The sequence below is a fragment of the Paenibacillus sp. 10L310 genome (assembly GCF_056395745.1).
The window spans coordinates 673,543-696,339 of the sequence record NZ_JBFTKC010000001.1 but is presented as its reverse complement, the minus strand read 5'-3'; the positions used below and the strand labels follow the sequence as shown (position 1 = coordinate 696,339).

The following is a 22,797-nucleotide window of genomic DNA, read 5'->3' as shown; positions in this document are numbered from 1 at the left end:
AATCCCTTTCATATTTCAGATTCTCTCTCTTACTCTACTGAAATCAGATCCGTTTTTCAATCCATGTAATCGCTTCTTCAATAACGTCATCACGAGTCGGTTCATTAAATATCTCATGCATCAGATGAGCATAAATTTTGAGTGTTTTATCCGTTGAAGCGATATCGCCGTAAAAGTCACGGGAATCCTTTTCGCTGACCAGTCCATCATTTGCTCCATGCAGAACAAGTACGGGATCTGTAAATTGCTTGGCGTTCTCCTTCAGCCATGTTATGCCATTTCCCAGACTATTAAATAAATCTACAGAGATCTGTTTTTCAACCAGTGGGTCATTGGCGTAAGCGGATACAACTGCGGGATCACTACATACGCCGCTGCCCAGCTCATTTGGGAAATACGTGCCTGTAGGAAGTTCCATCGGCAGTTCTCCAGCAACTTTTGTATTGTAACGAGTGAGCGCTCCGGATAGTACGATGCCTCTGACCTTGCCTGGATATTTCGTTCCAAAGGATGAAGTTGCAAAACCGCCCATACTATGTCCGATGACAAACAGCGGAAGATCACCGCTCTCTTGCAATGCCGCCTCGACAATGACATGGACATCTTCAATAAGATGATCAAACTTTTTATAGAACGTACGCTGTCCCTCGGATCTGGCATGACCCCGATGGTCGAAGCGATACACGCTAAACCCACGCTGATTCAGCTTCTCTGTCAAATAATCATAACGTCCTGCATGCTCAGCTAGTCCGTGAACAATGACTACAGCGGCTTTTGCATTTTCTACTGTATCCTTGCTGAAATAAAGCTGTGTACCGTCAAAGGATTGAATGCTTGTCTCGATTTTAGTCATCGTTTCCCCGTCCTTTTTGTGGTGTCCAAACATAAGTTCCGAGAGATCGTTTCCTCCGCCCTACCATGGACACGTTTATTATTGTTTTTCTCAAAAATAATATTGTTTCTTATAGAAACAATATATCATCCGACATAGCTGTTGTCTACAATAAATTTAAAGCGCTTTCAAATAAATAGTATCACTGCTATGCATCATAAAAAAACCACTAAACACTCGAGAATCCTTGTGTTTAGTGGGGGGCTTTTAGGTTACATTCTAATCATTTATCTCATCAACGGCAGTCTTACCAGCGATTCGTCCAAAAGTAAATATATCCGTCAAGGCATTACCGCCTAAACGGTTGCCTGCATGTATACCTCCTGCAACTTCTCCAGCGGCATACAGATGTGCAATCGGCTGACCGTTTTCATCCAATACGCGAGTTTGGGTGTCGATCTTGATACCACCCATGGTATGGTGAACTGCCGGCTTTCTAGGAGTGGCATAGAATGGAGACTTCTCGACTTTTAAGCTAAACGTATCCTTATGGAACTCCGGATCAAAGCCCGCATCCACATATGAGTTATACTTATCAATCGTATTTCTAAGAACTTCAGGTTCCATATTGATTTTCACGGCCAGCTCTTCTATCGTATCGGCTCTAAACAGAGTACCCGCTTCTACTTGCTGATCTATCTTTTCCTGGCTTGTGTTCGCTGCCGTTTTCTTGATCTCGTCATCCGCAATCAGGTAAAATAAACTTCCCTGCTCGATAGCAGCTTTGGTTAAGACATCTCGTCCAGAGAATTCATTAACAAATCGTTCTCCCTTTTTATTAACAATGACAAAGTTTTCAGGCGGTACTTGCAGTCCACTGAAGAGTTCGCCCGTATCCGGATCGGCTACAGGCATCATTTGAGTGAAGCCCATGCCTGTCAGCGCTGCTCCTGCACTCTTGCCTAGCGATATTCCATCACCAGTCATCGCATAGGAATTTGTTGTTTTGATATCATCGTCAATATGGCTCCAGTACGTGTTATATTCCTTGAGCATCTGTGTATTTGCACCAAAACCACCACTAGCAAGAACAACCGCTTTAGCATGAATGGTAATTTTCTGACCATTGACACCTGTTGCGATAACACCTGTTATTTTTCCATCTTCGATGATCAATTGTTTGACCGGGCTATCTGTAATAATTTTTCCTGAATGCTCTTCTACATATTTGCTAAGTGCAATGATAAAGGCAGAGCCATAACTTTTGACAGGTTTATGGCCACGACGCCAAAGGGCACCCACTGGAGCAAATACGATACTCTTATCATACTCAACCCCGATATCCTCAAGCCACGTTACACTTTCCAAGGCACGGTCTGTAAGTACTTTGACCAGATCGTATTGTCCATAGATCATGCTCCCATTCAGGTCTGTACGTTTGCCCCCAAAATACGTTTGCATTCTGTGAAGAAGTGGGGAGTCGAATAAATAAGCCTTTTCTGTGCCGAACTTTTCCTGATACGCAGTAAACTCTTCTTTGAGTGCATGGAAATCATCTACATATTCTGGATGGATCAAGCTCTCATCAGTACTTAATAAATTCTCAATCGTCTGTCTTTCCCCTGGATTCTCAGTGAACTGTTGTTGCCATACAGGATCTGCAGCATTGACAGGACCACCTGAGCGGATCGTATTTCCCCCAACAGCAGGATATTTCTCAAGCACAATCGCACTTGCTCCTTGTTGTAAAGCTGTAGCAGCAGCACTGAGTCCTGCGCCACCTCCACCTACAACGACCACATCGCAAGTGTATTCTTCGTCATCTTTCATCTGGCTGCTAGCAGGTTTTGGACGTCTTTTCAGGATGTCAGGATTCACTCCGGCAAGCTTAACCGCTTTGGCTACACCATTGATGACAGCATTACTGGTTTCAGAAGCACCTGAGAGGGCATCTACATTCAGCGTCTGTCCCTCAATGATTTTATTCGGAATTCTTACAAAAACAACATCGGCGATGCCTTCGGTTTCACCCTTCGAATCGATATCGATGCTTTCAATTCTATTTTCACTAAAGGATACCTTCATCGGCAGATTGCCACTGTGACCTATGGCATTGATCTCATACACACCGGGATTATAAGTGAATTCTTCTTCTTCGTTCAGCTGATTTGAAATTTTGGCAAACCGAAGGAACCGCAGGAAACATGTTTCCAAGAAATCGATCGTTCCTTCATTGTTCAGGTTGCCTGATTCGTCAAATGCTTTATGTGCGCTGCCAAGCAAAAATTCATACCCTGGCATCACGTTAGCTTCGACACCTGGTGCATCCAGAATTTGACGAAGATGCAGCTGTGCACGCGAGGAACCTTGTGTTCCCTGTGACGCACCTATGATCATCACGGGTTTTCCAGCCAGCGGATGGATTTCAAAGCTCAACCATTCCAGCAGGCTTTTAAGGGATGAAGGGATGGAATGGTTATATTCTGGAGTCGCAATAATGACACCATCACTTGCCATAATTTTTTCATTAAACGATTGTATAATTGCACTGTTTGTTTGGTTATCGGACTGATTAAACATCGGAACATCTGTAATATCGAGGATTTCAATGGCTGCTCTGGACTCAAAATGCTTTTGTATGAATTGAAGTAGCTTGCGATTATACGATTTCTTTGCATTTGTGCCAACGATCGCTATGATTTTCATTGTGATTAGCCCCCCTACTCTTGCCAGGAAAATTTTTTCGTTTTTTTCTTCAACGTCCTTTTGGATAACAGTTCCGTAGTGATCTCCGTAAACAAAACAAACTCATTGAAAATTTCGTCAAGCTCCGCTACTTTGTCAGCGTCCATGAGATTACCACTGCTATCAAATGCACTCTGTGATTTTCCCAAAAGAAACTCGCTGCTAGGCATCATTCTCGCACCAAGCTCAGGCGAATCCAAGATTTGTCTAAGATGCGCTTGTGCCCTGGAAGAACCGAGTGCACCATGTGAAGCACCCACAATCAGAACCGGTTTGTCTTTCAAGGTTTGAGTGGTATAACTGATCCATTCCAGCGCACTTTTCAACACGGCAGGGATCGCATGATCATACTCGGGAGTAGCGATAATGACACCTTTCGCTTTAGAGATTTGATCCAATAAGTCTTGTACCTTCACAGGAATATCAACTTCAGCATCCTCTAATTCATCTTTTTCAATAAAGGCAGGCAAACTCTTAATTTCAAACAAGTCAATCTGGGCTTCACTAGCAAAATGCTTTTGCATAAATTGAAGCAGCGTCCGGTTCGTTGACACATCCGAATTCGTGCCCACGATAGCTAAATAATTCATCGTAATCCCCTCTCTGTCATTCGAGATGATGTTCGTAAATGTCAGACTCGTTCTTTCGGCATAACTCTAACATTCAAAGCTCAAATGATCTAATAGTTATTCATTGCAGTTTGATAACTAATTTGTTATAATCACCTCAAATTCAAAGTTTGTTACTTTTTTCACAAGGGGTGAGGAACATGTCTAAGTTAGAATCTCAAGATATCTTGTGTTACATTGACAGCCTATTGAAATACAGTAACTATAGCAGGGCCGCACAATCCCTCTACATATCTCAGCCCTACCTCACAAAGGTTATCAAGAAAATCGAAATTGAGTTGGGCTGTGAGCTAATCACTCGCAACAAACTTCCGTACCGATTAACCGAGCAGGGGAAAATATATTATCAATACCTAACGTCACTTGAAAATAGCTACGCGAAACTTATAAGGGAAATCTCATATGTATCGGATATGGGCATTAAAGTGTTACGGATCGGCATTCTTCCGAGCCTCGGTGTGTACTTAACGCCCCTTTTTTTACCAGATTTTCTGGAGCTTCATCCTGCATATAAAATTAATCTTGTCGAGGACTTACCTGAACAAAATGAGAAACGTCTCCAAAATAATGAGCTGGACTTCTGGATCGGGCAAAATTCAAGCAGTATCTCCCCTAACTTGAACTCGTTTAACTGGGGCAGGCACAGTTACCAGGCCATCATTCCGCGTTGCTGCGAATTATATCAAGAGAATGTTGCAGTCATCCCGGAGGGCACGATTGAGATCAGCACCATTTTGAATCAAAAGCTTATTCTAACGTCCAAAGGTTCGGCAATCCGAAAACAGATTGATCAATTGCTCAGTGTCTACAAGGTACAGCCTAATATCGTTATGGAAAGCAATGAAATCTACACTGTACTCAAGCTTGCAAAGCATAATTTAGGTCTGACTTTTGTGCCTGAAAGCATCCATATCAAGGAGTGCCCTTCGGAATACAACATCTATCCAATCCCTCTAGAGAAGATGAGTCTGGATTATTTTATAGCCCATCATGGAGCAAAAAAGCTGAATAGCGTGGATCATGACCTCATCCATACTTTTCTCAATCACGGACAACAATGTGCAATATAGGAGGCTATCATGAAACCTTTTACGAGAACGATACCGCTTATGGGAACGAACATATCCCTCTATATCGAGGGGACAGATGCTGAAGAGCTTGCCGAGGAAGCCGTGAATATGCTTGTCCATTATGAACAAGTGTTCAGTGCCAACAGTGAGCAATCGCAGCTTGCCATGCTAAAAAAAGAAGCCGCATCACATCCGCTTAGAGTAGACAAGGAACTGTATGATCTTATTAAGATAGGCAAAGAACACAGCCTGAATAAAGATTCATTTTTCAATATTGCGATAGGGCCTTTAATCAAATTGTGGAGAATTGGTTTTCGCGAGGCACATGTGCCGGAGGATACCGAGATTAAAGCCGTGCTGGAGCTCTTGAATCCGGAGCATATACAGCTTGACGATGAGCTGCAAACGGTTCATTTATTCAAAAAAGGCATGGAAATCGACCTTGGAGCGATCGCTAAAGGTTATTTTGCTGATCAAGTTATGTCATTCTTCAAGAAAAACGGAGCTGCATCAGCTATGGTCGATATGGGCGGCAATGTTCTGGTTCATGGCGATTCTCCCACCGGGTCCAGTCATTGGAAAGTTGGAATCCAAAATCCCTTTTTACCTAGAGGAAATGCAGCAGCACTCGTTAGTATACGGGAGCAATCCGTCGTTACATCAGGAATATACGAGAGAGTTTTAGAGAAGGAAGGGGGTCAGTACCATCATATATTTAACAGCAGAACAGGCTATCCAATCGAAAGTAATATCGCTTCTTTAACGATTATTGCGGATCGATCGCTCGACTGCGATATATATACTACAGAATTATTTGGGTTAGATGCGGTCTCCATTATTCATAAAGTTAATAATATGAAGGATATCGAAGCTGCCGTAATCACGACGGATGGAAATCTGGCCTATACCGATAATCTTAGAGGAAGAATTGAGCCCGTATTAAGGTAAAGTTAACAGCTACTTCTTTAAGACAGGATCTAACGGCTTTTCCTACTCGCTGATTAAACAGACAATAAAGTGGACGGAACAAGTTCTTCCGCCCAACTTTATGATCTGAGTGAATCAATAGCAACTGCCCTATACTTAATGTGTCTACATCAAACCCAACAAATTATAGATCATCACTGCTGCTTCTGCACGGCTAGCATTCTTCTTCGGTGCAAACTCATCGTTACCTACACCGTTTATTATGCCTGCTCCCTGTATTGCCTCTACCGCTTGCTTCGCATAACTTGCGATGTTTGCTTCATCCTTGAAGGCTGTAGCTTCACCACTTGCTAACGCTAGTTGCTTAATTTGGACAGCCTTGTATACCATAACCGCCATATCTTCTCGCGTAATGTTCTCATGAACTCCGAATCGTCCATCTGGTTTCCCGTTCACAATCCCCAGCTTCTGCGCGGTTGCGATATTTCCATGGTACCATTCTCCTTGCTTCACATCACTAAAACTTGTCGTTGCGCTCTCATCCGATAGCTCAAACATATTCATCAGCATGGTGATGAACTCTGCTCTTGTCACTTGACCCCTCGGATTAAACTCGCCGTCGCCTACACCCTTCACAATGCCTCTTGCTCCCAATGCTGAGATCGCGTCCTTCGCCCAGTCTTGATTCACATCCTTAAAGCTCGTTGCAACATACGCTACCGTATACTTGCTTAGATACGTTGGCTTGAACTCTACTTTTCCTGTCGCTGCATTGTATTTACCATTCGTCACCACTCTTAGCTCTCCGTTGTCCTTCACATCGTATACAACGACGTTGTTTGGATTTTCGTTAGCCTTTAGTGTGTATGGCAATTCAATCACGAGATCATCTCTGCCATCAAACTCTGTAAGTTTCTTACCATCAATCGTTAGCTCAATATCGTATACGACCTCACCATTCAGCTGAGCTTGTGCCCCAGCTGGCAGTTGATTAGCTGCAATTTTCTTAATCGACAATCCTAACGTTTTCCCTGCACTTGTTCCTGTTCCAAGCAGTTCGGTTGCCACGGTTACGACTGCAGAGCCTGTGTTGATCTCGATGCGATCTACCATAGAAGCTCCACTTGTTAAACGCGCATCTACTGCTAGCTCAATCGTTAGCCCATTCAAGCTTGCATCAGCTTCAACTTGCATGTGTAACTTACCGCCTGTCGTTTGATCAAGCGCACGCTTCATTGTATCCGCACTTAACTTCACTTTAGAAGCACCGCTCTCATTTACAACTGGTTTAATGTTTATTTGGCCGTTGTCCATGACCACTGGCTCATTTCCACCTGGAGCTGTTGGTACTGTAGGTGCAGGAATGTTACCGTCACCGCCACCATTTCCATTACCACTGCTTGGTGCTTGTGGTGTTCCATCAACCGATAGTGTTACCGTTACCGTAGCGCTAGATGAAAAACCACCATCCACTGTAGTTACTGTAATCCTTGCTGTTCCTGGTGCCACCGCTGTTACTTGACCTGTCGCACTTACAGTCGCTACAGCTGTATTGCTAGAGCTCCATGTTACTGCTTTTTTCGTTGCATTAGCTGGTGTTACCGTAGCTGTCAATTGCCCTGATTGACCTTCTACGATTGACAACGTCGTTTTGTCCAAGCTAATTCCGCTAACGGGTACGTTCTTCCCGTTGAGTGCATCATACTCACTTTGTGTAATTGGAATTACCGTTCCGTGACGCGGACTAGCTGGTAAGTTGTAGTTAGAAGATAATGTCCAGACACCTGATGCAAGATTTGTTGTCTCGAATGGAACATAACCTCTTCCACCAAACTCATCTACGAATAAATACCATTTTTCATCTGTATTCGATTTGAAGATCGTTGGACCCTCAACCCATTTGATGTTACCAACGCCTTGATTAATCATCTTGAAGGTTGGATCTAAGATCGAGTCACCCACCTCTTGGAAGATCATCTTGCCAAATGGAGCAGAAGCTCCGTTGTTTTGCTCATCTTTCGTAAAGCGATACACTTTTCCTTCATGCTCAATCATCGTTGTGTCAATGATTGAATATCCATAATCCAAATATACTTGCGGTTCAGTAAACGTATAGAAATCTCTTGTCTTGCTATACATCATTTTTTGATAAGCATCGCCTGTATGGGATGCGTCATCAAACATTCTTGATGCCCAAAATACGATATATTCACCTGTTGTGTTGTCGTACATAATTTCTGGTGCCCATGTATTACCCGCTTCTTCCGGTGCAACCTCTACCATGCGTTGATCTGTCCAATTGACTAGATCATTCGATTCCCAAACCATAATGGAACGACTGCCCCATGTGTGTGCTCTGCCCCAGTTACCATTGCCGTTAATTTTCAGATCGGTAGCGATCATGTAGAACTTATCACCTTCAGGCGAACGAATAATGAACGGATCACGTACACCCTTCTCCCCTAAGGTAGAGGTCAATACAGGTTTACCATTATTCAATTCTCGCCAGTTCAACGGATCATTACCGTTACTTAGTGCAAAGTAAACTTGCTCCCCTGTTGCGGTACCTTCTCCAGTGAAATATGTGAAAAAGTATCCCGCATATTTTTCATCAGCAGGCAATTCCTTCACCTTCGCAATGAATTCCTTCGTAGTGGATGCTGAATTTAATGTAATCGTAGCTGTAAGCTTCACGTCTACATTTCCACTACCGTGTGCCGGACGTTTTACTTCTCCAGTAACTGAAACGACGTTTGGTTGTACAGAAGCCCAAGTAATCGTTGCTCCATATAGTCCAGATGTTGGTAATGCCATATGACCTCTTACATCATTAATGTTATGAACGACTAGTGCTGCTTTTGCTTCATCTACAGAAGTGACATCGTTTGGCAATGCCTTAACCGTCAACTGAAAAGTTTTGTTAACTGTCTCTGTACCATCTGTAAATACTGCTGTTAACGTTACAACTTGATCACCTGTTGCGTTAGCTGGTCTGGTTACGGCACCTGTAGTTGAGATGACATTCCCCTTATCTGAAGTCCAGCTTATTGTTGTGCCATAAACACCTGATGTTGGCAATGTTACATTGCTTATAATCGCATCTTTTGATGCATTAGAAGCAAGAAGATCATGAATCGTTAATTTCTCTGTCGCAGCCGATACAAGCATGCCCTCCATCAAAGCAATCTTCTGATCTGCATGGGCCTTAAGTGATGTAATATCTGCCGCAGTCATCGCACCATCATAGATTTGGAAGTCTGCAATCATACCTCCGAAGTATGGATCAGCTGTATAGAATGACTTACCGATGGTTCCACTACTGCCTGAAGTATTTTTTATTTGTTCTAGTGTCATTCCATTCGTTGAGCCTGATGCAACAGCAACACCATCGATATAAAGCGTTAGTGTACCATCCGTGCCTGAAACAACAGTCGTAACTACTTTCCATTCATTATTCTTTAAGCCCGTGGTAGAAGTTGAAGACTCATTATTCCAAGCATTCGTCGCGATACCTAAACGAGCTAGACCATTAGCGTTATAACGTGGTGTGAAATACGTATAGTGGGTATTATTGTTTGGTCTTCCTAATGCATATAACCACTCGGCAGCGTTTTTACCGCTCCAGTTCACAATGGATGAAACGGTCATATCCGTTAATCCATCGAGAACTCCTTGTGGCAGTTCTACATAAGAGTTAGTTGTGCCACCAGTAAAGCTTAGTACACCAGCATCTTGTGTACGAATCCATTCTGCTTTAGACGGATTCATCCATTTTCCATTGAAGTTTCCTGTTTGGTCAATAACCGTTGCACCATCAATATCATCCATATTGTAGTGAAGAATGAGCTCTGCCCCAGATGGCTGCTCTACTGGAGGAGTAACGTCTTCATCAGCTAATGTTGCAATCTCTTCAACGGATAATGCACGATTATAAATACGGAAATCATCCAATTTACCATCAAATAAACTATGAGAGCTGTTTCTCGATTTACCAATATAATTCATCGTTGTTTCCAGTAACATTCTCGGCTCAACGTTAAATGTCGAGCTACGTTTAACCTCTTGACCATTCACATACAATACGGCATCAAATTCATCCATTGTAATTGCAACATGCTGCCAAGTCTTCGTTGGTAATAACCCGGAATTTCTCACCGCATATTTATATTCTGATCCCAGTCGCGTGCTGTCATTGCTAAATTTCTCTGTAAAAGGGGTTACGACAGCGAACTCTAGACTACCTGTATCACCTTGTGTGCTCAAGTACATGGTGTTGCGGTTAACCTGTCTGCCTGTGTCGGAAGCAAAATCAAATATTCTTTGACTTGCTTGATTTCTGTCCATTTGAACCCATGTAGAGAACGTAGCCTTCTCAAGATTCAAGGATTGAATCAAGTTATCTGGCAGCTTCACATATCCTGTTGATCCATTAAGCTCTAGTGCACCACCCGTTTTACCAATACGATCCTCTTCATTAATCGTTGCTCCACCTACTAGTGTTGCGTGATGACCATTGCCAGAAATGTCATTCACCATTGTACCATTCACTGTATTTGCATCAAATGAGTAATGTACAACCGGGTCTGTTGATGGTGCTGGACCTTTCCAGGCATACTTCTCTTGCAAAGCATCATACTCTGCACGTGAGATTGGAATTACGGTTCCGTGTCGTGGTCCTGGCGGAAGTGCATATTTATCACTACTTAATACATTGTTCATATATTGTGTGCTACTATCCAGATCTGTTGTATATCGAACATGATATGGCCATGAATCAAGGAACAGATACCATTTGTCTTTATTATTATCTTTAAAAATCGTTTGCCCTTCGTTGTTGCCATTATTTCCGATCAAGCCAAGTTTATTATCACGTGTACCCGGAACAGCGTCGTATTGAAGGCCGTTTGCTGCAATACCGTCCTTGTCATAGTAAAAAGTTGGTGCTTTCTCCACATACACTTTAGTATTCACTTCTGATTTGGTGAATCGGTACAACATATCATTATGCTCAATAAACGTTGTATCAATTGTCGGAAGTGACTCATCAATCATGACCTTTGGCTCCGAGAAGTTGTAGAAGTCTCTTGTTGTTGCGTAGTACATCACATTGTACTGACCTGCAGGTCTTCCGTTATAATCACCATATGTCTCTGTGTTTTTCATCGATGATGCCCAAAATACGATATACTCTCCAGTTACTGGATCATAGATAGCTTCTGGTGCCCACGTATTTCCTCCAGTCTTAGGAGCAACCTCGATCATACGTTGCTCGCTCCAATGAACGAGATCCTCCGACTCCCAAATCATCATGTAATGACTACCCGTAATTTGAGCTTGGTCGAAATTTGTACTTTCGCCCATTTTCAAATCGGTTGCCAGCATATAGAATTTATCCCCTTCTGGTGACCGAATAACAAATGGATCTCGAAGTCCTTTTTCACCCATATCAGATTGAAGGATCGACTTACCGTTATTCAAGCCTTTCCAGAACAATGGATCTTCTGCTGTAGCGAAGGATATCTCTTCACCACCCTCATATTCACCTGTAAAGTACGCAAAGAAGTAAGCATCATGCTGCACTGGCGCAATTGCTTGTTTAATCGTAACGTTAAACGTAAGCTGTTTAGAAGCTGCACCATTCGTAATTGTAGCTATTAGCGTAACGGGCGTATCCGTAGCTTGACGGCTTACCCAGCCTAGCTGTGTAGCGTTACCAGCCGCTTCAGCCGTTCCTTTAATAACTGCCGGTCTGCTAGATACCCATGTAATTGTGGAGCCTTGTTCACCTGTAGCAACAAGACGTAAGTTACCTTTAACGTTGTCAGCATTGTAGATCTCTATTTGTTCAGCGTCCAGATCAACCTTCTGCTGATCATCGAATTGCTTCAAGATCGTAACAGGGAATACAGCTGTAGTTGATACGCCTTGATACGTTAAAGTAGCCGTAAGCTCTGCCTGAACATTATCTGCTTGAACAGCTGGACGTTGTACAGTGCCATGGTTAGAAATGACAGTAGGATGACTGGAACTCCAAGTAATGCTCACGCCGTTTTTACCGCTTGTCGGTAATGTAACGTTTCTTGTTATCTTATCGGTGCTTTTATCGCCTTCACCTAAGTAACGACTGATGTTGAGTTGATTCGCTGCATCATCAACAGTCAGCTGACGTATTTTTGAGATGTGAGTTGCTCCTTCTTGTTGATATAACTCGCCTACTTCTTGGTCTGTCAACGCGCGATCATATACTCGAAAATCAGCTACGCTACCTTGAAGGTATGGATCGTTTGAGAAGATTGATTTACCGATAAAGCCAGAGAAAGTAGCATCCGGATTAATAATTTCTGACAGCTTTAGTCCCTTTGCATTACCCGAAGCAACCTTAGCTCCATCCACGAATAACGTTATCCTATTGCTAGCTTCGGACAAGGACACCGTTACATGCTTCCACTGCCCACCGATAAGGTTTGAGTTTGCGCTACCTGTAACTAATGCTTCGTTCGGCCAGCCATTTTTAGAGATACCTGTGGCAATCATATTACCTGATCCACTACCGTGACGTGGTGTTACGAAGAAATATTTGTTCGTTTCTGGTGTTAATACAGTACCCAAACCGAAGATCCAGCGATTCGTCCCATCATTCGTCCAGTTCACGATTGAAGATACTGTAATCTCATTCAGACCGTGTAGTAGATCTAGTCCATTTGAGCCCTTAGGAATCTCAACATGCCCACTATTAGATGTAGAGCTTCCACCATTGAAGGAAACAAAGCCAACCTCACTGTTTGAAATGAATTGTCCATTGTTTGGATTTCTAAATATTCCGTCAAATGTAACTGCCTTGTTGGCAACATCCTTCAGTACGAGTTGACCGTCTACTTCTTCAGTCGTCTTCATGTTGTAATGAAGAATAAGATCATCTTTTAGCGATTTTCCCTTAACGGTAACGGCTGATGTAGCTGTAAACTCTCCATCTTCAGTCTGTACCGTAATTGTGGCTGTACCTTCACTAACAGCTGTAACTTTACCCGTTGAATTGACAATCGCTACACTGGAGTCACTAGATGCCCAGATAACTCTTTTATTTGTTGCATTTGAAGGTGAAATAGTAGCTACTAATATCTCGCTGTCCCCCGCTGATAAAATAAATGTAGGTTCATTAAGCAAGACATTCTTAACGGCAATCTGCTCAATAGAGTCATCCTTAGGTAGTAAGGTAACAATAAACTCCTTCGTTGCCTGGCTTCCACCTAAAGAAATGGTTGCAGTTAACGTCACTTGTTGCTCCATTTCTCGTAAGAACACTTCCCCGGTTGCACTAATCGCACTCTCATCACTAGAAGTCCATGAGATCATTGCGCCATTCTTATCTTGAGTAGGCAGTTCAAGAGATTCTGTAACTGCCGATATATCACCTAACGTTAACTCTATTTTGCCTTGTTGTATTTGCTTTTCATTAAACGATTGTTCATATACTACAGCGATATCTTCATTATCTAGTGCCTCTCCGTAAATTCTTAAATCTTGAAAGCTGCCTGCAAAAGTAGCATCCCCTAAATAATTGGAGCGACCGATGTAAGCATGCAAATCAGTACCAAAACTTGCTGTTGTTTTCTCTTTGGCGGTCGTGCCTATACTTACACCGTTAATGTAACCTGTAATATAGCGTTCTGTAATGACCGTCGTATAGTGAACCCATTGACCTTCGTACTGTGACGTAGAAGTGCCTGATACCCCTACCTCAGTCGTCCAAGGCTGGTCAACATTATTGTTATTCGTAAATACTGACTTAAAATCACCACTTGGATTCGATGGATTAAACATCCAGTAATTCGTTGGCAAGTTATTGCCAGCTGCTGGAGTACCGTAGAATAATGCTGAGTAGTTCCCACTTCCAGTGTTGCTCTTGATCCATACAGATATCGTTGTATTTTCTTGATTATCAAACAAACCAGTAGGAAGCTGAACGTAGTTTGTATTACTATCTGTTCCCCCAGGTAAAGTGAGACCATCGGTGTAAGTAATGTCTCCTACGGCCGTTCCATGCTTTTCATTACCTGATATATCCTGTACATCCTCAAGCAATGGATAATGCGCCAACATCGTTGGTGTTATTGTGTCCGCTGAAGCTTGATTGCTAAATGGCAGAACAAGATTAAACCAGCTACTGAAGGTCATAAGTAAAACTAACATTAGGATTGTAATTTGCTTCCGCATAGCATTCTTCCCTTCGATAATTTTCAGAAGCATACAACCCATATCTCTCACCTATAAAACCAGACCACCTCGCTCAAGGAAATAGAGATACGTTTTAAAAAAAGAATGCGCTTACATTTCTTCTCATATTACGTCTTCAACACTTCCAATTCAATGTAGTATCTTGTTAATAAGGTGGATTTTTTTATTGTAATTCCCGCAAACTTCAACACTATCCCTATGCTTCGAAGTAATCGTTTTCATTCTTAATATACTCTATAGGTAAATTAAAGGATTGAACGCCTGATAAACATAATATATATAGTTGGGCGCTTGTCATATGGACAACGTGTCCGAATACGATGCGGTAAGCCATGGGCACACCGAATCGAAAAATAAGGAGGATTTTCATTTATGCCAAAACGATTTAGCAGAATGCTCGCGTTCCTCTGTTGCTTGGTAATGGTGGTGTCATTAATGCCTACCAGCTATGCCGCCGCCACTGACAACATCGAGAACGCAGAAGCGAATGAAACACCCACCGCCATTTTTGGAACTCCCGAACTCGGGTCAAACGACCCACTCTGGGGCCAGACCATGGAGCATCACATCAACAAAAGCACTGTGCCCGCCGATCCCAGACCCCATGCCACGGGCACAGCCAAAATCCTTTGGGACCATGACTACCTGTATTCCCGCGTAGTTGTGAATGACAGTAATCTATATCAGGGAGCTGGCGGAGATCACCAGTACGACAGCCTGGAGTTTTATGTCGGCACCGGAACCGGAGGCTCAAACCAATGGCGCGTCAGCGCGTCGGGTGTGTTCTCAGGGCAGGCCGCTCCGGGCAGAGCTGCATGGACCCAGATCACGGAAACAGGATATATCGTGGAGATGAGAATACCCAAAAGAACCTTGACCTTGGAGGAGGGCAAGCTTACCTTTGAGGTTTATATTAATAACTCAACGGAAAAAGGCGGTGATCGTTATGAAGTCGTTTCCAGTTTCGGAGATCCGGACGCGGCTTACACCAGCGCTGCTTCTTTTACAGACAGCCTGCAGCTCTCTTTAGCCAATGAAGTGGACACCAGATTCTCAATCACCGCCACTGCGGGACCGGGCGGCCGAATAACGCCGAACCCACCCGGCGATGTTCTGAGAGTAGATCGGGACTCTAACAAAGAATTTACGTTTACCCCCGATTCCGGCAAAATGGTGGATACCGTAACGGTAGACGGCGAGACCGTGACTCTATCTGCTGGCACTTATACCTTTTCGAATACTGAGGCTGACCATACAATTCACGTAACATTCAAAAACGATCCGGACGCGGGGATACTTCCCTTTATCGTATGGAATGACAACTTCGCCAGTGGCGAGTACACAACGGCTGTCATCATCGACTTAGGCGAGGGGAAGGCAGCGTTAGGATCCGAGCTTAATTCGGGCTTGTTTACCTTGTCAGCCAGGAACACAACCCTGAACGGCGAAGCGGTGACCTTTGAAGGAACGCGCAAGATCACAAGGGTATACGCTAATGACGAACCGAAGGTACGCGGCTATCTGGGGCCGGTAAGCAATTCACCGGATTATCAGGACGGACTGGCAAGCGGCCGTTACATCGTAGTTGAGTCTGAGTTTTATTCAGCGAGCGGCGGCAAAACAACGCTGGATGGCAGCAGTAACTCGACAAAGCAGGTTTACAACATCGTCCCAAACGGAGAGATCGTACTGACAGAGGGGAGTCCACTTCGCAACGTGGTTTTTGAACAGGAAAAAGTTGTGAATCCGATCCTTGACAAGTTTACAACATTCACGGACAATTCGGTCAATCGCTCGCTCTACCTTCACAAGGATGAAGACGGTAAAGTGATCAAAGGATTGCCGCTGTATGTTTATACTCACGGCATGTCACGCGGCGGCACAAACGCTGCGACAGACCAAAAAGCGGCCATGAAATCCGCCAACGGCTCGGTCGCTCTAATGAAAAAAATGGAGAAAAATCCTGACAAGTACGCCAGCCATGTACTGAATATTTCCTATAATGGCGTATCTGTTCCCTCAACAGAGAATGTTAAGAAGGTCATAGACGCCCTGATTGCCAGCGGCGAAGTAGACCCTAATCGTGTTTACGCGGCGGGCTTCTCATGGGGCGGCCAGTATACAAACAACTTAGTTAACAGCCACCCTGGCTTCTTCGCCGCCGCCGCACCTATGGCCCCGGTAAGCGGTTCACCGAATGCTAAGGACAACGACGCTCACAACAACCTGGCCTATTGGATGTTTTTAAATGCTCATAATGTTGGAGGCTACCAGACTAACCTCAATAACTTTATCAATAACAATATGCCAAAAATGATCAACGCGAGGGCTTCGCGCTTTGAGAGTAATGAGGTCCTTACGTGGCCCTACAATCAATTTGATCAGCCGAACCTGAGGCCGAATCCGGCCAACACACCTGTTCTGGCTGATTACATAGCGCACGAAGTTGAAGCGGCGGTTCTTTACAACCAGATAACTATGGGGAATTGGAGCATAGCTCCCACGGCGCAGTCCTCTAACTTGCCGGCTTGGAACAATGACTACACAGACGTCTTTAATTGGATGTTCGCGCAGAGAAAACCGGTCGTGCCCGGTGCTCCGAGCGGCTTCAAGGCGACAGCCGGTGACGGACAGGTCACATTGAACTGGACCGCCCCTGCTGACGACGGTGGCAGTGCGATCTTGGGCTACAAGGTATGGTATGGCAACGGGACGCCGATTACACTGGATGCGACGGAGACCAAATATACCTTCAAGAACCTGACAAACGGCCAAGGCTACAACTTCACCATCATCGCGGTGAATGCAAAGGGCGACGGCGCGGAGATCAGTGCTACGACGACGCCGATGAAGACGACGACTCCCACTGTGCCTGATTCTGGCGGCAATACGGGCAACACCGGAAATACCGGCAACATCGGTAATACGGGCAACACCGACAATACGGGCACCGGGACAGACGCTGGAACGTTGAAGTCGACCTACACAGTGAATACACCGAAGGATAAACCCGCGGTCACAGACAAAAACGGCAACACCACCCTCCCCGGTGGCGGCGAGATTGTGACCAAAGGCGGGACGAAGATTAAGGTGCCCGAAGGCACAACGATAGACTCAAACGGTAAGGTAACCATTCCGGCAGACAAGAGCGCCGAAGTGACACTACCCGGCGACAACAGCACAGTGACCATTTCGGGAGGATCGACAATAGCGAGCGACGGTACGGTTACAGTAGGCGGCAAAGACGCGCATGTGACCCTGCCCAACGGCAACCGTGTGGATATTCATGGCGGATCGAAGATACGGAGCGGCGGAGCGGTTGTGGTAGGACCGAGCGGCGCAAAAGTTAGCTTAGATAACGGCATGTCGCTGAACATCCGTGAGGGTACGGAGCTGGCGTTTGATGACGCCCCCCCACTGGGCTTCCTCGTAATATCGGGCAATCCTTTCAGGGATGCCAACATGAACGACTGGTTCTACAACGATATAAATTTCGCCTACACATACGATCTTTTCAACGGCACGACGCCCACAACGTTCTCACCGGGAACCGCAATGACGCGTGCAATGTTCGTCCAGGTACTAGCCAATCTTGAGAACGTAAACCTCTCCAGCTACACGAGCTCCCGCTTTAACGACGTGACAGAAGGACAGTGGTACACTGCGGCAGCCGAGTGGGCGGCCGAAAAAAGCATAGTCAACGGTACAAACGCAGACCTGTTTGACCCCAATTCACCGATGACGCGCGAGCAGATGCTGGTGATACTGTACAACTACATGAAGTACAAAGGCTATGAGCTCCCTGAAAGCCACGCTAAGCCCTTCACGGACGAGAGTGAGATCGCCTCCTGGGCGTTGGAGGCCGTTCAGGCGCTACAAGGCATCGGCATTGTATTAGGCAAGCCGGACAACTTTTTTGCTCCCAAAGCCACCGCCACCCGCGCCGAAGTAGCCACGATCTTTGTAAGATTCGTTGAATATCTGGCTAACTGAAAGCGTATACAGATAAATGCAGACCCTTCCGGTTGGACAATATCCAGCCGGAAGGGTCTCCTTGTTTTCAAACTGTACTTTTTTTGACAACTCCACAGTCAGGACTTTAAACCCTCTATTTTTGCATCTAGAATATTTGTCCCCAAGTCCAAAAAATTCTAATTAATTAATGCATGTTCTGATTTATTTCACGCACAAAAAAACGCCATCACATGACGTGATGGCGTTCTTGATTATGGAGCCTAGGGGGATCGAACCCCTGACCTCATCGCTGCCAGCGATGCGCTCTCCCAGCTGAGCTAAGGCCCCAGGATATGAAATAGATAACTTGTCCAACACTGCAACGTTCCACAGGCGACTCCTATATCATATAAAATCCAGCTTTCGCTGTCAATCACTTTCTCAAGATCCAAAGTGATTGGAGAAGAACAACCGATTTCTCTGGTACACACGGACTGGAACTCCAGACTGCTCTTCTCCCTTTACCAACTTCATTAATCCTCCAGATCGTCTTTGGACAACAGGGATTTCAGTTCTTTCATGAACATATTGATATCTTTGAACTGGCGGTATACCGACGCAAAACGGACATACGCCACTTCATCGACCGGAAACAACTGTTCCATCAATAATTCACCAATCTGGCGACTCTCAACTTCAGCATCAGCTGTATTACGGAGAGATTTCTCTACTTCAGATACCATCATCTCCAGGGTCTCTACGGAGACTGGACGTTTCTCACAGGCACGAATAAGCCCGCGGAGAATCTTGTCCCGGCTGAACTCTTCCCGGCTGCCATCTTTCTTAATGACGATCAGTGGAGTCTCCTCAATCATCTCAAACGTTGTAAATCTTCGGGCACACTGCTCACACTCACGGCGACGACGAATGGATTTTGCTTCGTTGGCCGGACGCGAATCAAGCACTTTGGTACCCATATAACCGCAATAAGGACACTTCAAAACAGATCACTTCCCACGTTTTACTTTTTACCACATATTCCCTGTACTGATTTTGTAATGAAAAACGCATTGCCGACACATAATACTTTTACCAACCCGCGAGGAGGTGAACAGCAATGGCACAAAGCAATGGTAACTCCAACAACTTGGTGGTAACTAAAGCTTCCGCAGCACTCGAGCAAATGAAATATGAAGTTGCTCAAGAACTCGGAATCAGCATCCCACAAGACGGATACCAAGGTAACATGACTTCTTACGAGAACGGTTCGATCGGTGGATACATCACGAAGCGTCTGGTAACAATTGCAGAACAGCAATTGGCAGGTCAATACCAATAATATCTGCATCGTAATACGCTACACAGAGGAGCATGGAGCGGCCGGTGAATAACCGGCCTGCTCTGTGCTTCTACTTATATACTTAGAACGTATTATAGATCTTTACATACTGATTATAATAGTAAATGACTCTTTGTACATAGTGACGCGTCTCACCAAACGGAATATCTTTCACTGTATCGAACGAGCCATCCCATACACCATCTCTAAGCCAACTGTTCACTTTGCCTGGACCCGCATTATAGGCAGCGATCATAACTGCTTCATTGCCATCGAATTGATCGGACAGATTCCGCAGATACCATGTGCCTAACTGAATATTTCGTTCAGGCTCGTGCTTCAATTCCTCCAGCGAAGTGTCGGGAATTTTGGCTTGTTCCAGTATCCAGTTCGCCGTGTCCGGCATCAGTTGCATGAGCCCAATGGCACCTCGTTTGGATTCCTTGCTTGTCTTAAAATTGGTCTCCACCTTGATAATGGAAGCAATTAGAAACGGATCAACCTCATAGCTCTGAGATTGGGCACGGATCTCTTCCTTATAATGTATGGGATAGAACCATGCCATCCAGTTTGTATTCAGAAATAACACCAGTACAAAGGAAACAAACATCAACAGCAATACACGTTTCTTACGCAATATTCTCATAACAAACCCTTACGCTGTAGATATGAGTCAATTTGCTGTTCCGTCGCAGGCCATAAGCCGCTGTTATCGATGACAATGTCTGCCAGCTGTTTTTTGCGCTCAATATCCATCTGTACATCCATTCGAGCCTCAGCCTGTGCTGCAGTCATTCCATCCCGACTCATCAAGCGATCTCGTTGCACCGATCTCGGGACATATACAACCATGACTTCCTCGAAACCGTCCTCCAGACCTGATTCGTAGAGCAAAGGAATATCAGATACCACAAGTTTATCCGGATGTTGCAACGCGTATGCAGCAGCCCGTTCGCGCATCTCTTTTCGGATCGCCGGATGTGTGATAGCCTCCAATGCCTTTCGTTCCTCTGGTTGTTGAAAAACAATACTCCCAAGCTTTTTCCGATCCAGTGTTCCATCTTCGTTCAGTATGGCTTGTCCAAACCGCTTAACAGCGGCGGCCAACACGGGATGCCCGGGCATCATAACTTCCCGGGCAATAACGTCTGCATCGATGAGCAACGCTCCCTTACTGGCGAGATAGGCGGAAACACTGCTTTTGCCTGTCGCGATCCCGCCGGTTAAGCCTATATTCATCGTTTCACCTCATAACAACTTCATTATTCCCATAATCATTAACATTAGCGCTGGCAATACAGACAGTCTTCGCATCCAGCGCAGAGCTGAGAATCGTAGGCCAACCTTCATGCCGAGTGACAGAAACGCCCCACTAAACAGTGCAATAATGAGTGCTGTCCATAGTGTAGGGAATCCCAGAAGTGCCGCTCCCAAACCTGCTCCAAACGCATCCAGAGACAGAGCAATACCCAGCCACATCGCTTCTTGAGCAGATATACTCCCCGAGTTATCCATATCCGCCTTGGAGGGACTCCGAAGGATCTGAATGACAACGCCCAGCTTGCGCAGCTCCAGTGTAAATACCATTCGTTCCAGTGATCCACTTGAAGCCGACTGTTCCAGATCCAGTGCAAGCACCTGATTTCTGCCCTTTGAAGCCGACAGTCTCTCTTGTGCTTCTCCCACTCCAGTTACCTTTGCTTCTGTTCCCTCACCCATTCCAGTGTCTGTTTCCAGCTGTTCTTTGCCTTGCTTCCGAATTAGTTGCAACAGTGACCATGCACCAATACCTATCAATATAACGGCTCCCACGATCGAAGCGATATCCGGTGACACCACATGGGACAACAACACACCTACTTGCATCGACAAGGCAATAACCAATCCCGAACAGATCGAAATAACAGCGATAGATAACAGGGGAATCTTAGTCCTCCGTAACCCATATGTAATCCCGACTCCAAAACCATCTAAACTAAGCGCCAAAGCAAGCGCCAGCAATGAAATAAAATGATGCAGCACCCCGGACTCCTCCTCTGTGCGGTACTCGTGCCAACTGAAGATGCCAGTATGGGTATACGCCCGCTTATTTCTGCCATATCAGTATATGGAGGGAGGAATCCAAGGGTGCTATGATTTCATCATTTCGTTCATTCAGTTCATGTTACAGCAGCTGACAGTTCGGACAAAAATGCGTGCCACGGCCACCAACCACCGTTTTTTCAATTAACGTACCACAAGTTGTACAAGGTTCTGATTTGCGTCCATAGATTTTCAGTTGATGCTGGAACATCCCCATCTCACCCTGTCCATTCACATAGGACTTGATGGAAGATCCACCTGCATTCACTGCATCTTGCAACGTAGCCACAATCGCTTCATGAAGCACCGTTAACTGAGCTTCGGTCAGTGTCTTGGCGATGGTCTCGGGATGGATACCTGCGCGAAATAGAGCCTCGTCCACATAAATATTCCCGATACCGACCACATATGCCTGATTTAAAAGCACAGCCTTGATTTTGGTTGTACGCTTGCCAACCGCCTCGCGGAATGCAGTTACCGTAAAGGCGGGATCAAGCGGCTCCAGTCCCAGCTTCAGCAGAGGTTTGGACACCAGTTCCTCACCTGCATTAAACAGATGCATCGTACCAAATTGACGCACATCCTTATAACGCAATTCCGTACCATCATTAAAATGGAAGATCACATGTGTATGTTTCTCCACATCTTCATGCTGCTCGTACACACCGTATCTTCCTTCCATCCGCAGATGGGAGACAAGCACCAGCCCGTCCAGCAAAATACGCAAAAACTTGCCGCGGCGCTCCACCCCAATGACGGTATGTCCCGCGAGTTCCATTGCAAATGCATCTATGTCGTCCGGCCGCTGAATAATCCGCGGCAAGCTAACGGTAACATGATCAATCGTTTTGCCCACAATAAGTTGATTCAATGTTCTTCTGACTGTTTCGACTTCCGGTAATTCCGGCATGATGTTCTCACCTCCCCTATATTATAACGGAAGATGGCGCTCAGCGGGACCCTTTTCTTATATCTCAAACATGG

General features: G+C 45.0%; 13 protein-coding genes and 1 tRNA gene. 4 read left to right on the top strand and 10 right to left on the bottom strand.

Annotated features, from left to right (window positions below):
* Window positions 1-43: 43 nt before the first annotated feature.
* The 3 genes from AC1DE7_RS03445 to AC1DE7_RS03435 form a co-directional block, all read right to left on the bottom strand.
* Window positions 44-853: a lysophospholipase gene (locus tag AC1DE7_RS03445; RefSeq protein WP_477533736.1), complete on the bottom strand. Its 810-nt coding sequence runs from the start codon at window positions 851-853 to the stop codon at window positions 44-46.
* A gap of 258 nt (window positions 854-1,111) precedes the next feature.
* Window positions 1,112-3,538: a flavocytochrome c gene (locus tag AC1DE7_RS03440; RefSeq protein ID WP_477533735.1), complete on the bottom strand. Its 2,427-nt coding sequence runs from the start codon at window positions 3,536-3,538 to the stop codon at window positions 1,112-1,114.
* A gap of 14 nt (window positions 3,539-3,552) precedes the next feature.
* Complete coding sequence (locus AC1DE7_RS03435) at window positions 3,553-4,167, bottom strand: NADPH-dependent FMN reductase (protein WP_477533734.1); 615 nt, start codon at window positions 4,165-4,167, stop codon at window positions 3,553-3,555.
* Window positions 4,168-4,346: 179 nt separating this feature from the next.
* Here AC1DE7_RS03435 and AC1DE7_RS03430 point away from each other — a divergent pair, with 179 nt between their 5' ends.
* Window positions 4,347-5,276, top strand: a complete 930-nt coding sequence (locus tag AC1DE7_RS03430; RefSeq protein WP_477533733.1) for a LysR substrate-binding domain-containing protein — start codon at window positions 4,347-4,349, stop codon at window positions 5,274-5,276.
* 9 nt (window positions 5,277-5,285) lie between these two features.
* Window positions 5,286-6,224 carry an FAD:protein FMN transferase gene (locus AC1DE7_RS03425; protein ID WP_477533732.1) on the top strand — a complete coding sequence of 313 codons (939 nt, stop codon included), beginning with the start codon at window positions 5,286-5,288 and terminating at the stop codon, window positions 6,222-6,224.
* A 144-nt stretch (window positions 6,225-6,368) separates the two neighbouring features.
* Here AC1DE7_RS03425 and AC1DE7_RS03420 read toward each other — a convergent pair whose 3' ends face one another.
* Window positions 6,369-14,393 carry an immunoglobulin-like domain-containing protein gene (locus AC1DE7_RS03420; protein ID WP_477533731.1) on the bottom strand — a complete coding sequence of 2,675 codons (8,025 nt, stop codon included), beginning with the start codon at window positions 14,391-14,393 and terminating at the stop codon, window positions 6,369-6,371.
* A 417-nt stretch (window positions 14,394-14,810) separates the two neighbouring features.
* On the opposite strand from AC1DE7_RS03420, the gene AC1DE7_RS03415 reads away from it, so the two are divergent.
* Complete coding sequence (locus tag AC1DE7_RS03415) at window positions 14,811-18,431, top strand: S-layer homology domain-containing protein (protein ID WP_477533730.1); 3,621 nt, start codon at window positions 14,811-14,813, stop codon at window positions 18,429-18,431.
* A gap of 236 nt (window positions 18,432-18,667) precedes the next feature.
* Here the strand turns inward: AC1DE7_RS03415 and AC1DE7_RS03410 are convergent.
* Together AC1DE7_RS03410 and nrdR are read right to left on the bottom strand one after the other, a co-directional pair.
* Window positions 18,668-18,740, bottom strand: a tRNA-Ala gene (locus AC1DE7_RS03410).
* Window positions 18,741-18,925: 185 nt separating this feature from the next.
* The gene (nrdR, locus tag AC1DE7_RS03405; protein ID WP_036609807.1) at window positions 18,926-19,393 is read right to left on the bottom strand and encodes a transcriptional regulator NrdR; all 468 of its coding nucleotides are present in this window, start codon (window positions 19,391-19,393) and stop codon (window positions 18,926-18,928) included.
* Between the two features lie 116 nt (window positions 19,394-19,509).
* Between nrdR and AC1DE7_RS03400 the strand changes: the two genes are divergently transcribed.
* The gene (locus AC1DE7_RS03400; RefSeq protein ID WP_017689472.1) at window positions 19,510-19,731 is read left to right on the top strand and encodes an alpha/beta-type small acid-soluble spore protein; all 222 of its coding nucleotides are present in this window, start codon (window positions 19,510-19,512) and stop codon (window positions 19,729-19,731) included.
* Between the two features lie 82 nt (window positions 19,732-19,813).
* Here the strand turns inward: AC1DE7_RS03400 and AC1DE7_RS03395 are convergent, their stop codons facing one another.
* The 4 genes from AC1DE7_RS03395 to mutM form a co-directional block, all read right to left on the bottom strand.
* Window positions 19,814-20,377 carry a lytic transglycosylase domain-containing protein gene (locus tag AC1DE7_RS03395; protein ID WP_036609809.1) on the bottom strand — a complete coding sequence of 188 codons (564 nt, stop codon included), beginning with the start codon at window positions 20,375-20,377 and terminating at the stop codon, window positions 19,814-19,816.
* Window positions 20,374-20,970: a dephospho-CoA kinase gene (coaE, locus tag AC1DE7_RS03390; protein WP_101313353.1), complete on the bottom strand. Its 597-nt coding sequence runs from the start codon at window positions 20,968-20,970 to the stop codon at window positions 20,374-20,376. The genes AC1DE7_RS03395 and coaE overlap by 4 nt, the downstream gene beginning before the upstream one ends.
* Window positions 20,971-20,979: 9 nt before the next feature.
* Window positions 20,980-21,753, bottom strand: coding sequence for a manganese efflux pump (locus AC1DE7_RS03385; RefSeq protein WP_047842325.1), 774 nt, complete (start codon window positions 21,751-21,753; stop codon window positions 20,980-20,982).
* A gap of 142 nt (window positions 21,754-21,895) precedes the next feature.
* Entirely contained in the window at window positions 21,896-22,723 is an 828-nt protein-coding gene (gene mutM / locus AC1DE7_RS03380; RefSeq protein WP_036669994.1) for a DNA-formamidopyrimidine glycosylase, read from the bottom strand.
* Window positions 22,724-22,797 lie beyond the last annotated feature (74 nt).